At 29.5% G+C, this 13,615-nt stretch carries 15 protein-coding genes and 2 riboswitches; of the genes, 1 reads left to right on the forward strand and 14 read right to left on the reverse strand.

Annotated elements, in window-relative coordinates:
- Positions 1-126: 126 nt before the first annotated feature.
- The 13 genes from RR409_RS10195 to RR409_RS10255 form a co-directional block, all read right to left on the reverse strand.
- On the reverse strand, positions 127-711 hold the full coding sequence (locus tag RR409_RS10195; protein WP_332557647.1) for a response regulator: 585 nt from the start codon (positions 709-711) through the stop codon (positions 127-129).
- A gap of 14 nt (positions 712-725) precedes the next feature.
- On the reverse strand, positions 726-2,603 hold the full coding sequence (locus RR409_RS10200; protein WP_332557648.1) for an ATP-binding cassette domain-containing protein: 1,878 nt from the start codon (positions 2,601-2,603) through the stop codon (positions 726-728).
- 527 nt (positions 2,604-3,130) lie between these two features.
- On the reverse strand, positions 3,131-3,358 hold the full coding sequence (locus RR409_RS10205) for a TIGR04540 family protein (protein ID WP_332557649.1): 228 nt from the start codon (positions 3,356-3,358) through the stop codon (positions 3,131-3,133).
- Positions 3,359-3,765: 407 nt separating this feature from the next.
- Entirely contained in the window at positions 3,766-4,254 is a 489-nt protein-coding gene (locus RR409_RS10210; RefSeq protein ID WP_332557650.1) for a hypothetical protein, read from the reverse strand.
- 69 nt (positions 4,255-4,323) lie between these two features.
- Positions 4,324-5,202 carry a radical SAM protein gene (locus RR409_RS10215; protein ID WP_332557651.1) on the reverse strand — a complete coding sequence of 293 codons (879 nt, stop codon included), beginning with the start codon at positions 5,200-5,202 and terminating at the stop codon, positions 4,324-4,326.
- A 699-nt stretch (positions 5,203-5,901) separates the two neighbouring features.
- Positions 5,902-6,645, reverse strand: coding sequence for a lysoplasmalogenase family protein (locus RR409_RS10220; protein ID WP_332557652.1), 744 nt, complete (start codon positions 6,643-6,645; stop codon positions 5,902-5,904).
- 330 nt (positions 6,646-6,975) lie between these two features.
- Positions 6,976-7,170 (reverse strand): YwbE family protein, encoded by a 195-nt coding sequence (locus tag RR409_RS10225; RefSeq protein ID WP_332557653.1) that lies wholly within the window; start codon positions 7,168-7,170, stop codon positions 6,976-6,978.
- 228 nt (positions 7,171-7,398) lie between these two features.
- A complete protein-coding gene (locus tag RR409_RS10230; protein ID WP_332557654.1) occupies positions 7,399-8,202 on the reverse strand; it encodes a MetQ/NlpA family ABC transporter substrate-binding protein in 804 nt (267 codons plus the stop codon).
- A gap of 217 nt (positions 8,203-8,419) precedes the next feature.
- Entirely contained in the window at positions 8,420-9,061 is a 642-nt protein-coding gene (locus tag RR409_RS10235) for a methionine ABC transporter permease (RefSeq protein WP_332557703.1), read from the reverse strand.
- On the reverse strand, positions 9,054-10,022 hold the full coding sequence (locus tag RR409_RS10240) for a methionine ABC transporter ATP-binding protein (RefSeq protein ID WP_332557655.1): 969 nt from the start codon (positions 10,020-10,022) through the stop codon (positions 9,054-9,056). Before RR409_RS10240 ends, RR409_RS10235 begins: the two co-directional genes overlap by 8 nt.
- A gap of 118 nt (positions 10,023-10,140) precedes the next feature.
- A riboswitch (SAM riboswitch) is annotated at positions 10,141-10,246 on the reverse strand.
- A 251-nt stretch (positions 10,247-10,497) separates the two neighbouring features.
- A riboswitch (SAM riboswitch) is annotated at positions 10,498-10,618 on the reverse strand.
- 218 nt (positions 10,619-10,836) lie between these two features.
- Positions 10,837-11,442 (reverse strand): DUF3793 family protein, encoded by a 606-nt coding sequence (locus RR409_RS10245; protein ID WP_332557656.1) that lies wholly within the window; start codon positions 11,440-11,442, stop codon positions 10,837-10,839.
- Positions 11,443-11,501: 59 nt separating this feature from the next.
- Complete coding sequence (locus RR409_RS10250; RefSeq protein WP_332557657.1) at positions 11,502-11,927, reverse strand: flavodoxin; 426 nt, start codon at positions 11,925-11,927, stop codon at positions 11,502-11,504.
- Between the two features lie 682 nt (positions 11,928-12,609).
- A complete protein-coding gene (locus RR409_RS10255) occupies positions 12,610-12,759 on the reverse strand; it encodes a hypothetical protein (protein ID WP_332557658.1) in 150 nt (49 codons plus the stop codon).
- A 152-nt stretch (positions 12,760-12,911) separates the two neighbouring features.
- Between RR409_RS10255 and RR409_RS10260 the strand changes: the two genes are divergently transcribed.
- A complete protein-coding gene (locus RR409_RS10260; RefSeq protein WP_332557659.1) occupies positions 12,912-13,040 on the forward strand; it encodes a DUF819 family protein in 129 nt (42 codons plus the stop codon).
- A gap of 160 nt (positions 13,041-13,200) precedes the next feature.
- Here the strand turns inward: RR409_RS10260 and RR409_RS10265 are convergent, their stop codons facing one another.
- Entirely contained in the window at positions 13,201-13,563 is a 363-nt protein-coding gene (locus tag RR409_RS10265; protein ID WP_332557660.1) for a VOC family protein, read from the reverse strand.
- Positions 13,564-13,615 lie beyond the last annotated feature (52 nt).

Consider the following 13,615-nt stretch of genomic DNA (forward strand, 5'->3'; position numbering starts at 1 on the left):
ACTTCATTTATTTTTCAACTTTTTTTATGTTTATTAAAAGTTTATTCTATTTTTTATATAAAGTCAAGAATAAATACTTCTAAATTTTTATATTTTTATATCAAGCATTTTATGATTAGAATTTTACTAACTTAAAAGTTTATTAGCTTCAATAATCTCTTTAGCTATATCTATCATTTTTTTATTTTTATCCTTACTCATTTTTTGCAATTTCTTCATAGCCTCAGCTTCACTTAGGTAGAACCTGTCCATTAAAATGCCTTTAGATTTTTCTATATGCTTTCGATGTTCAAGAGTTTTTTCAGTCTCATCTAACTTGCTCTTAATTTTTTTAAACTCTTCAAACTTAGACATAGCCACTTCAATAGCAACTTTTAAATCCCATGCATCTACAGGCTTAATTAAATAATTAAATATACCTTGTTTCGTTGCTCTTTCTATTAACTCTTTGTCATGATAACCACTTACTATTATACTTGGAATAAACATTACTTCATTAATCCTCTTAAGAGCTGTAATACCATCTAAAAAGGGCATATTAATATCTGTAATAATTAAATCTGGCTTCTTTTCAAGTGCCATTTTTACAACCTCTTCACCATCACAGGCTTCTCCGATAATCTCATGCCCAAGCTTTTTCAAATTCGCTACTAGACCCATAAGGCATAAATATTCATCTTCTGCTAGTAAAATCCTTAATGATTTACTCATTAATAAGCTCCCCCCTATATACTTTCATTTCTTTTCATATAAGTTACAAAAACCTTTTCATTTGGTAATTTTATCTTAACCTTTGTTCCTTTTGCCTTTAAGATAAACTCTATATTTCCTTTGAATTCATACTTTATAATAGAGGATACTATCGACACTCCTAAGCTATTCATGTTATCAATATCAAATTCTGGGGTAATACCTACACCATCGTCTTCAACCGATAGTAAAATATAGTCTTTATATTTTTGACACTTTATATCGATAATGCCCTTACCATCGCTAGGAAAGGCATGTTTAATACAATTACTTATAAGTTCATTTATAATTAAAGCAATGGACGTAGCTTTATTATACGGTATAAATATATCATCTAACTCTAACTCAATCTTTAGCTTTTTATTCATTGCACTTGAATATTTCGCTACTATTTCTACTATATCTTTAATATTAATAATACTTCTACCCAATTTATCCTTAGACAACAAGTCATGAACCGCTGCTATACTTTTAATCCGAGATATAGTATTATCCAGAACTTCATTTAACTTATGTTCAACCTCAGTTTCACTTACTTGTTTTTGCAGAGAGATAATATTGATAATTCCTTGTAAGTTATTTTTTATTCTATGGTGACTTTCTTGAAGTAGCGCTGACCTCCCCATTAATCTAGTATCTTCAATTGCCAGTGCAGCATGTCGTGCAAAAGCCGATAAATACTTTGTCTCCTCTTTGGATTGAGCATAAAATTCCTCATAGAAAATTTGAACAATTCCTGTTACCCGAGATCTTATTAAAACTGGAACACAAATAATAGTTTTTACTTTATTATTATGTTCAAAAATAGAAGGAAAGTCTTTATTATTCTGATTTGTATAATATAACTTTCCCTTTTCAACAATGCTCAAGATAATCTCTTTCTTTAACTTCGCGTGTAATTCCTCTTTAATCTTAAACTCCAAAGTATCTATAATTGTATTTGTACCTTCATCAATTAAATGAATGGTGCAGCCATCTGCATTCATGAATTTTGTAACCTGCTTGGATAGTAATGATAGTACGTCATTTAACTCATATTCGGAAGTTAAAAATTCCGCTGCCCTAAAAACAGCATCTAAAACTTCCTCGTTCTCACTGTCTATTTTCTCCTGATTATCTTTACGATTATATCTACCTAAAATATTTAGTAACTCTTGTGGATTCTTTTTAGCCTCTTCTGACATAAAAGTTTTTTTAGTCTTACCTTCTGATACTACTGAAATTCTGTCTGCAACTTTTAAAGCTTCTTCCCATACTTTTGTAACATATATTATGCTTTTTCCATCAACTTTATAGTTCTGAATCATTTGATATAATTTCTGAACAGACTCAGAACTCAATCCTTCAGTTGGATTATGTAAAACTATAAAATCTGAGTTATTAGAGAAAGCTTTAGCGATGCTTACTAATTTTCTTTCCTCATCTGATAACTTAGATACTGTAGCTTTATAATTTACTTCGAAGTTGAACTTTTCTAGCAGGTCTTTAGCATTTTTTTTAACTTTTCTCCAATTGACTAAGGGTAAAAAACCTAAGGTTGGCATATTATCTAATGATATATTTTCAGCAACTGATAGAGTTTTAACTAATAATGACTTTTGAAGTAAAAATGATACACCATGAATTTTATCTATTTGTGAAATATCAAGTTCCACTCCTTTAAATATTACTCTACCCTTTACATTCTTTTCTTGCCCTGAAACAGCTTGGGTAAATGTTCTTGTTATGGAATCATTATCACCTACCAAAGCAAGAACTTCATTAGGCTTTAAATCTAAATCTATACCATTTATAGTATCACCAATAGAATTGGAACTTTTTAAATCCTTAATTTGAAAAATAAAATTATCCAAGTAAGCCCCCCCCTAGCTATGAAAAAACTTTCAACTTAAAAATATTCAAATTTAACGTGGATTTTACAAATCTCATTAAATTACTAACTTCAATTTAGACCTTTTCCCCTATTCATCAAATAATTATTTAATTACGCTTTAGAGTGATCATTTTTCTATTTTTTCAATATTTAAATGAACTTCAGCTGGATATAATCTACTGTAAATTAAAATTCATACAAATATTCTTATTTCTTTAAATTATTATTAGTATAAAACAATATTAATTAATTTACCATATACAAATTCACAAAAAAATCATCATTTACCTTCTATTTATTTAATAATCACATATTATATAACGCAATTCTTAACTTATTTAATTAATATAAATTAATGTTAGCCTATGAAATTATGTGAACTTCCAGTATCTTCGGCCAAGTTCTAAATGAAAACACCTTTATTTAACAATTGATTGTCTTGAGATTTTTACAAAAAATGCCTCAACAATTTTGTTGAGGCATTTTTCAAATGTTCAATTTTAAGGATTATTTATCCATTATTTTATTAACTATTTCTACCCTTGACTCACCTAACACATTAGATATTTTTAAAGACATTATTCCATCCTTATAAATCCTATCTTCGTTAGCCTCAACAAGCTTTATTAATCTTTCTTTCAACTTATCATAGTCTATTAAATCGTCCAAATACGAATCAATTAAGTCTTTCAAAGCTGACGCTAGTTCTTTAGGAACTTTGTAATTTAATCTCATAGTTTACTCCTTAATTCTTTTGTTTTTCAAAAATGAAAAAATTCACTTAATATCACCTTTAAAAAGAAACTTTTACTTCATAAAGACATGCTCATGCAAATGTATTTTTAAGAGTTATTCTTCTAAAAAGCTATTAAATGCACTTTTTAATATTATATCCTTAGTTTTTGAAATTATCTACATTAAAAGTTAAATTCATACGCTTCAAGAGTCCATTTTGGCATGACAAACCTTGCTGTCCTTTTTGGATCAACTACCTGACAAATCTGAGCATTCCATATATCACTAAATAGCATTGTAATATCTTGTATCTTTGGTAGAATCCTCACCATCAATATTCTAGCATTTTAATTCCTAAAATTTTATATTGAAAAAGTAATGTTCATATAAACAAAGCAAATGATATTCTAATTCTCAGAATTATATATTTTAATGTTACCATTTTCTTTAATAAGAAGCTTTATCTCTCCCTTTGCATCATTTCCAACTATCTTTAGTCTACTTTTCCCGTTTTTTATGTTCACAGTAGTACTTCCATTTTGGCTCCCCTCAAAAATATTAATTATTTCATCGTCAGGGTTTATTAACACTAGTTTAAATAAACCACTATTAATTTCAGAATTGTAGTCTAGATTAATAGTTCCTTCTTCCTTTGAATCAATGTTAAAAAGAGTTTCCATTCCATTAAAGGTTATAAATTTTATTTCAGTTTCATTTCCATTTGTGCTACCACTTCTCAAAGCAAAACTATAGCTATCACCTTGCTTTGATATTTTAGAATCATCATCATAAATTTCTTTTTGGTAAGAGCTAATATTACTACAACCACCTAATATTATCAAGAATACCAATATTAAAGTAGTAGTTAAAAACTTGTTTTTTTTCATTTTTGACACCAACTTTCCCCATATTAATCCCCTTAAACTTTAGCCTATACTAATTATGAAAATTATATAAACCATAAGCTAATTACCAAATTTCCTTCTGTATCCACATTTTCTGCATAGTTCCTCAACTGCTTCTCTTCTTGAAAATCCATGGAAAATATTATTTGCTCTTTCACTTTCTACAATGTGAGAAAAGTTCGTTTTGTTAATATTGCCCAAGTTAATTATCCCCTCTCCATCGAGACAGCATGGCACTACTGTGCCATCTACCAATATAGCTACTTGATTTCTGAGCCCATAGCAAAATCCCTTTCCCTCATCTTCCTCTTCATTTAAATCTGGCCATTTAAACTCATGATCCTGATTTAAATATATTCTAGGTGAAATTTTTATACCACTACCTGGAATGACTTTTTCCTCTATTTTGTAGTTTAAATTAAATTTCTTCTCAATTACCTCAAGAATCTCACCATTCTTTTTCTTTTGAATATTGGTTTCACTATCTTTATCTACATTCCATAACCTTAAAGATATATAGACATTTGTATTTTCAACAGCTTCTTGTACAAATGAAAGAATGTTATTAATATATTCATTCTTACTTTTTCCACCTTCATTACCATCAAAGCTATGCAATGAAAAGTTAACCTGTCTTAATGCTGGTTTCATCATTATTTTATCCTTAACTTTATTTATAAGGGTTCCATTAGTAGTTATATTAACCTTAAAGCCTTTTTCATAGCTTAAATCGAGGAATTTATCTATTTCAGGATGAAGAAGAGGTTCCCCCTTCACATGAAAATATATATACTCTGTGTGAGCCTTTATTTGATCTAGTATATTGCTAAAGGTCTCTAAACTCATAAATTCAGCCCTTCTCTTAGTTTGCGGACAAAAACTACACGCAAGATTACATACATTTGTGATTTCTATATAAAACTTTTTAAATTTCTTCATTCGATTTTACTCCTGTTCTATTTGTTTATAACATTAGAAGTGTGAAACAATATAATTTTTAAACACCCTACTCTATTAAATAATTAACAAGTTAAATTTGCAATAGTTTTCATGTGATTTTCCAATGAAAGGAATGCCATCTCTGACTTTTAACAACATTTTGGAAGCTTAAGTCTGTGAGCTACTACAAGCGGTATTGCTTAGTCTCGAAAGCTTTCTTTGGTGGCAGTCTAAACCTACGTCCTGTGTTGTTAGACCTAAGCAACTTGCTGTGACTTTAATACTTTCATAGTGTTATTAATAAATAAAACGCAATAAAGTTACTTCCTTGATTTTTAAACTTATAATTATAACTAAATTAATATAAACTCATTTGTTACATATTAATAATATAAAGAGAACTCTGTCACATCAAAGTTCTCTCTATTTTTTAAACAAGTAAGTACAATTATATAAAAAAATTTATTCTTTAATAAACTCAATCAATCTTGTAAATTTTTTAGTTCTTATAAAAACAATTCATGGACACAGTTTTCAAAAGCTATAAGTCGAGTTTTTAATTCTTTTATTTCCCTCTATAGCTAAGAGAAATGACTTGGCAATCATTATCCTATATACCATCATGTTAGCACACAGACTTCACCTGTAATAAAATAATCTCCAGTAGAATGTTATTCATGTAGCTTTAAATAGGTGAATTTATTTTTTTATCATGTAAAACTTATATCCACTTAAAGCTAAAAGCACTTGAGAAGGCAAATAAAAAAACCATACTAATTGTCGTGAAGTATTGTAAAAACCTTCAGTAAAATAACCTGATAAATATGAGAACCTAGGCATATTGTATATACCTACATTTATATCACACAAGAGAAAAAGTATCATTCCAAAGGCAATCATGTACTTATTATGACATAAAAATGTGTTGTTTTTGCACGCTTTTAAGGCTTTTACCACACTACTTCCCAAGCATATAGAATAAAATAATGCTATTACAAATAAAAACGGTATTCTAACAAAAAAGAAATTTGCTACAATGTATAGAACTATCAATGCTTCAAATAAGATTAGAAATCTTACAACTGATGATTTACCAGATTGATTAACTTTGTACCTAACAAAGTAAGTTATCTGAACTATACAAAATAAAACAATGCCTAAAACAAAATAATCAAGAATAAGTAGGCATAAGTCTGCCATTATGGTGAAAAAAAGCCCAACTTGAAGTAAATGCTTATCTCTTATATTAATGGCATCTTTTCCAGTAAGTAGACCTATTAAAAAGCAGAGTAAAATGGATATAAACTTAATTATATCAGTTGATATATAACTTCTTATACTAAAAAAATCCATATATAAGAATGAAACGTAAAATATACTTATTATTAATAATATAGCTTTTAATGTCATGGATTTAAAACTTTTACCTTCCACTGTTTTCATTCCTCTCTAGCAAAATACCATATGAAAAAGTCTATTCATTTCTGATTTCACATAGTACCTTTTAAGCAATTAACAAGGTTATTATATTTTCATTATGGAATAAGATTTGATTTCTGCCATAAACAAGTTTAAGTATTATGGATGGATTAGAAATTTATTTTCCAAAATGTCGTTATAATTTTGTTATTGCTTTTGAATTAGTTTTATCCATTTGAAGATTTTCTATAATTGCATCAAAAGTTGTATTATTCCACTAATTCAAAAAACACACCACAAAAGTTTTACTCTTACAGTGTGTTTACTCTTTGCTTAAAAATGATTTATGCAAGCCTAAGAAAGTACTTCTTGAACTCTCCCAACAATTCCTCCCACAAGTCTTACTTTAATTCCATGGGGATGATTAGCAGAATTGGTAAGTAAGGTCTCCACAATGCCCTCTGTTAATTTACCGCTTCTTTGATCTTGTTTTTGCACTACCTTCACATGGCTACCTGGTTTTATATTTGCACGAATATTCCCGTTCATAGATATCTCCTTAAATATAGCTTCTTTACTTGCTACCTCTGATTTGTTTTTCCTTTGAAATTAAATTATATCACTTTATATGGTAAAGACATACTAATCTATTATCCTAAGTCCGAAAAAAGATTAAATTCACTGTAGTAAATAAAATTTATTGTAGCATAAAAGAGGTGCTATATAACACCTCTTTTAAATGTTTTTTGCCAATATTGTTCATAATTGTGTAATTATCTAAAATCCTGGAACTATATTACCTTCATATTTACCTTCAATGAACTTTTTCACTTCTGGTGAATTTAAAGCCTTTGAAAGTGTAACAATGGCAAGTTTATTTTTATCTTCTTTTCTAACCGCAAGCACATTGGCATATGGTGAATCATTTGCTTCAATAGCTAATGAGTCCTTAGTTGGATTCAAATTAGCTTCTATTGCATAGTTTGAATTTATTACCGCTGCATCAACATCATTTAAAACTCTTGGAAGTTGAGGGGCATCAATTTCTGTTATTTTAAAGTTTTTTACATTCTCTGTTATATCTAGTTTAGAAATAAGGTCCCCATCCTTTAATTTTAATAGTCCTGCTTTTTCAAGTACTCTAAGCGCCCTCGCTTCATTAGTAGGATCATTTGGAATAGCTATTTCAGCTCCATCTTTTAATTCACTTAACTCTTTATACTTGCTAGAGTACAAACCCATTGGTTCAATATGAACCTTCACAGTATAGTCAATCTCTAATTTTCTTTCAGCCGCAAATGATTGTAGGTAAGGTACATGTTGAAAGAAATTAGCATCGATTTGTCCTTCTGCAAGAGCTGTATTTGGAGTTACATAATCAGTAAATTCTACTATTTCAAGCTTATATCCATCCTTTTCAAGTAGCGGTTTTACTACCTCTAATATTTCTTTATGAGGTACTGGTGATGCACCTACTTTAATTACTTTTCCCTCGGTTTGTACCACTTCTGTTTTTGCTCCACAACCACTTAATGTTGAGATTAAAGCAACTGATAATAATAAACTAATTATTTTTTTCATTTTAAATTCCTCCTAATATTTTTTATTTATACATATAGACACTTAATGTCAATTCATCGTTTTTATAATCTTAAATTAATCAACCAGTTTTTATGTTGATGTATATCCTTTTAAGTGTAGTGTTTATAAACTCTAATTGTAAAAGCCTTTGTGTAAAATGACCTTTACTCGCATTAAGTCACTCTAGAAAAATTATTTATAAAAAGTACCTTACTTATCATCTAATCATTTTTCTGTACAGTAAGTTTCCTACACCTTGGATAATTTGCACAACAATAATTAATATAATTACAGTGTAAATCATGATATCAGTTTGAAATCTATAATAGCCATATTTTACTGCAATATCTCCTAGCCCTCCTCCTCCAATGGTTCCAGCCATGGCTGAATAACCTATAATGTTTATAATGGTTAAAGTAATTCCCAAAATTATGGAGGGCATTGCTTCTTTAATCATCACCTTGAATATAATTTGATGAGTTTTTGCGCCAACAGATTTAGCTGCTTCAATAATTCCATGATCTACCTCTAAAAGTGCAGACTCTATTATTCTTGCTGCAAAGGGAGCTGCTCCAAGAGTTAGTGGAACTATAGCCGCATTTGTACCGATAGTTGTTCCAACAATAAACTTTGTTAATGGAAAAATAGATATCATTAATATAATAAACGGGAAGGAGCGAAGTATATTTATCACCAAATTTAAACTCTTATATATTAAGTCATTTGGTTTCAACCCTTTTGGACTGGTTATTATCAGTACCACCGCTGGAATAAATCCTAAAATCACTGTAAAAATTGTAGACACAGATACCATATACAAGGTATCTAAAAGCGCAGGCAATAAAATATCCTTAAACAACATCTAAAATCAACTCCCATCCTATAGATTTCTCATCTAAATAACTTAATATCTTTTCCTTACTCTCTTCGCTGGCATTAATAATAAGACTTCCCATTACGTTATCTCTAAATTTTTCAAGCCTTCCCCAAACTATTGAAAAGTCAACATTTAATTCCCTTGCCATAGAAGTAATGACACATCTTTGACTAATTTCCTTTGGAAAAAATATCTTGATATTGTTACCATTGTTAGGTAACAATTCTTCCTCTCCCATGAGAGTTTTCATTTCCTTTGTTGGTTTTACAAATAAATCATCAGTACTCCCTTTGGTTTTAATCTCACCTCCTTCTAAAAGAATAAATTTGTTACAAATTTCTTTTACCACCTCCATTTGATGCGTAACCACAATAATTGTTATATTTAACTTATTATTGATATCTCTTAAAAGCTCCAATATGGATTTTGTTGTTTTAGGATCTAATGCAGAGGTTGCTTCATCACAAAGCAATATTTTTGGATTCAAAGCCAAAGCTCTTGCAATACCAACCCTTTGCTTTTGCCCTCCACTAAGTTTCTTTACGTTGCTACTTGCTTTATCATTAAGTCCTACTAAATCTATTAAACTATCAACTCTCTTCCTAATAAAACCTTTATCCATACCCCATACTTCCAGCGGAAAAGCTATATTTTCAAATACATTTTTTCTATTAATTAAATTAAAACTTTGAAATATGATCCCCACATCTTTTCTAAACTCTCTTAATTCTTTAGACGTTAGTTTCTTTACATCTTTTCCCATTATATTAATGGTTCCTCCATCAAAGGTTTCGAGGCCATTAAAGCACCGAAGTAAAGTTGATTTCCCGGCACCGCTATGTCCAATAACACCATAAATATCCCCTTCTTCAACACTAAAAGTAACATCATTTAACACCCTCACTTTTGAAAAACTTTTACTCACATTACAAACTTTAATCATGCCATCCCGTCTCCTTTATATTGCTTCTAATTTATGTATAACTACTAATTTACTTTGTAGCGACTCAACCTAAAAAAATAGAACCCAAGAATAAACTTGGGCTCTAAAACCAAACTTATTCTTATCTCACAGCAATGCTGCAGGAATTAACACCGTGTATCAACTTATATGATATCGGTTGTTGGGTTTCATAGGGCCAGTCCCTCCACCTCTCTTGATAAGATTCTATTAAATTGTATTTTTAGTTTGAGCAACTTCTAACATAGCTAGTACCCATGTTAGTGTTTTGTGTGACTAATTGCATTGTCAGAACCCTGAGTTATCACAACTATCACAGTAAGTTTTCTTCTTGTGTAACATAAAGTGTTCTCCACATCCTTGACTAGTTATTCTATTTGCATAGTAAATAGAATAACAAAAAACCTCTTCCATCAAAATAAAATGATGAAAGAGGTATAACGATTCAAACACACCTCTCTCATCTTCAGCCTAGCTCAAAGGAACTTAGCACAGGAATTAGCACCTTTTCAGACAAATGAAATCTGATGGTTGCTGAGGTGTCATCGGGCCGGTCCCTCTACCTCTCTTGATGAGAATTAATTTATTAAATTATATTTATAGTACCACAATTTATATGGAATGTAAAGTATATTTTGAACTTTATTGCGATTTCAATTGACTTAAAATTGAAAGTTATACTGATTATTGAACCATTTGTTACGGCTCAAAATTGTTAACCTTTTCATGCAATAAAAAACGTCGTTAAAAGAAAATAAAGATGTTATCAATGGTTTTGATAACATCTTTGCTAAAATTATGATGCTATAGTTTTCACTAAATCAATATTTTTACATAGTTGATTTACAATTTCAAACTTTGCCTCATCATAATGTTTAAAGGTTTTTAAAGCCTTATCTTTATTGTAATAGACTTTCCAGTATCCACACAATAAGCACTCCTTATGAGGATTTTCAATAAATTCTTTCACATCTTCTAAAGGAAATCCCAAAAATATTCCAAGCTCATGAGGACACACAAATTTTTCAAATCTATCTCCTAGTATTTTTAAATTTTCCTCTATATGCCCTTGAGGCTTATAGCCAAAATTAATTAAAAAATTCGAATTACTTACTTCTTTAATTTTTTCTTCTAATAGCTCCTTATCATAAAAAAGCACAATTATTGCTCTATCCGTTTCTTTTAACTCAAAAGCGCTAATGTTCAATTTCTCTGTAATGCTATGTTTATGCTTCTTCCAATGTTCTAATATATTTCTATCATGCTTACATAAGGTTACAGTTGTAGCAGCTTTAAGTCTTTTTAAAGTTGGAGCTATATTATAAGCTATAACATTAAACACATAGTCTATATCATTTAATTTATTTAAGTTTGTTCTAAAAATTTTCACTGCAGAATTCACTGTAAACACTCCTTATGGGTTAAATATTATTTTGATTATTTCATCTATTAATTACTTATTTACTTAGCCAGCTTTTGGCCTAATTCTATGCATTCTTCTTTTTTATCATCATTTGGTTCATAATTTGCCATTACACAGTCACTTACTATAACAGCTCCGTTACTAAACATTCTCTCTTCCCAATCTCTCATCCACTGACCATCTCCCCAACCATAAGAGCCAAACAAAGCCAATTTCTTATTTTTAACTATAGATTCGATTGATTCAACAAAGGGTTCCATTTCTGATTCTTCTAAAACTTCATCCCCCATGGATGGGCAACCTAATGCAATAATATCAGCTTCTTCTATATCACTATTAGTTGCATTAGCAACTTCTTTTAAGGAAACTAATGCTCCTTGATTTTCAGCTCCTTGTGCTATTAACTCTGCCATTATTTTTGTATTGCCAGTGCCACTCCAATAAATTATTGCTACTTTATTCATAAATACACCTCTCTCATTGGTAATTGATATTGATTATCATTATCGTTAATTAAATTATATTTGTCCTGTTTTTATTTGTCAATAGAATTATCCAGCATTTCATAAATTATAGTAATTGCAGTTAATTTTACATTGACTTTTATAACAACTTATTAAGATTGAGTCTAAAATAAAAAAGGGCTATTCCTAAATTAAGCTTTGGATAGCCCTTTCATTATATTAACTCAATTAATTTCTAAGCGAATTGTACTACTGCTTGTTTAATACCATTTACTATACCATCTAAATCAACAGCATTATTTCCACCAAGTAGCGGTATTCTTATTTTTAAATATATTCCAATAGGAGAGGTTAACTCTAATAAATTTAATAATTTATTGTAGTCCCCACAGGAATACTAATTCTTAATATAGTTTTTGGTAAATATGGGCAGTTCTTATGTGGCTATTTATCATTAAAATGACTAATAATGCTATTGTTTGCATTCACTAAGTACTAGCTTGTTAAATTTTATAGCTAGTATAGATGAGAGGTAATAAGTATTGTTTAGTTTCAAGTTCATTATCTAATACTTTTTTCTATATAGCATTTTTAATGCATTTTTGCGAATATCTAATTTTTATTAAACGAGTCACGAGTATACATTCACTCATGACTCGATGATATGAATTCCATAAAGTTATTATATAGTCTCCACTTTTATCCCAGCTTTTCTAATACCATCGATAATCCCTGATAAACTAAGATTATTTTTAGCTTCTAATAATGGACTTTTTACTATTAAACATATACCACTTGGAGATGACAATTCTAATAAATCTCCTATATTCACAGAAAGCCCCACAGGAATATTAACTTGCACTATAGTTCCAGGTAACCTTTCACAACTATTTTCATGAATAATTTCTTAAAACATTGATATCACCTCATAAATTATTCACAATATATTACTCAATTTCTTTTTTAAGGTTACTTTCCTCATTTGTGGCTCCAATTCTTGGTGCAGCATACAGCGAAGCATTAGTTCCAATCGGAGTTGTAATGGCGCTAATGGGTTATAGAATTGGAACTGGTGGCGGATTACTTGTAGGTAAAATATTATCTATAATGTAATATTAATAAAAAATGAAAACAATTAACTAATGATAAAGAAAGGGGGGCATCACAAAAACTTATTTTGCGATGGCCCCTTCTTTATCTATTTTGTTATTTCAAAAAAATTCTTCATTCAAGAATCATTACTATAGTTCTTATACTAACGTTGTCTTATTATTTATTTTGATTCAACAAATTGAATTTTCAACCCATTTGGATCTAATACAAAGAAATATTTTGTATGTTCATTAGGTTGAAATGGGCCACTGTGAATTTTAATACCCTTTTCTTTAACAAAAGTCATCATTTCATCAACAGAGTCAACTTGAAAACCTAATGAAATATTTTCTCCAAATTTAAATTCTTTTACTTCCTTATTGCATATAAGCTCAACCTTTGTTTCTCCTTCTCCAAGAAATGCTAACTCCATTTCTGGTGTAGGTTTAAACCTTCTCTCAATATTAAGTCCAACTATTTCTTGATAAAACTGTACGGATGCCTCCATATCCTTAACCGTTAAGGTGCTCCACATAAATTTCATAATATACACTCCTTATTCAACATTTGATTTTTTTAGTTTTCTAGTTCTTCAG

The sequence above is a fragment of the Clostridium sp. genome (assembly GCF_036642255.1).
Taxonomy (GTDB): domain Bacteria; phylum Bacillota; class Clostridia; order Clostridiales; family Clostridiaceae; genus Clostridium_J.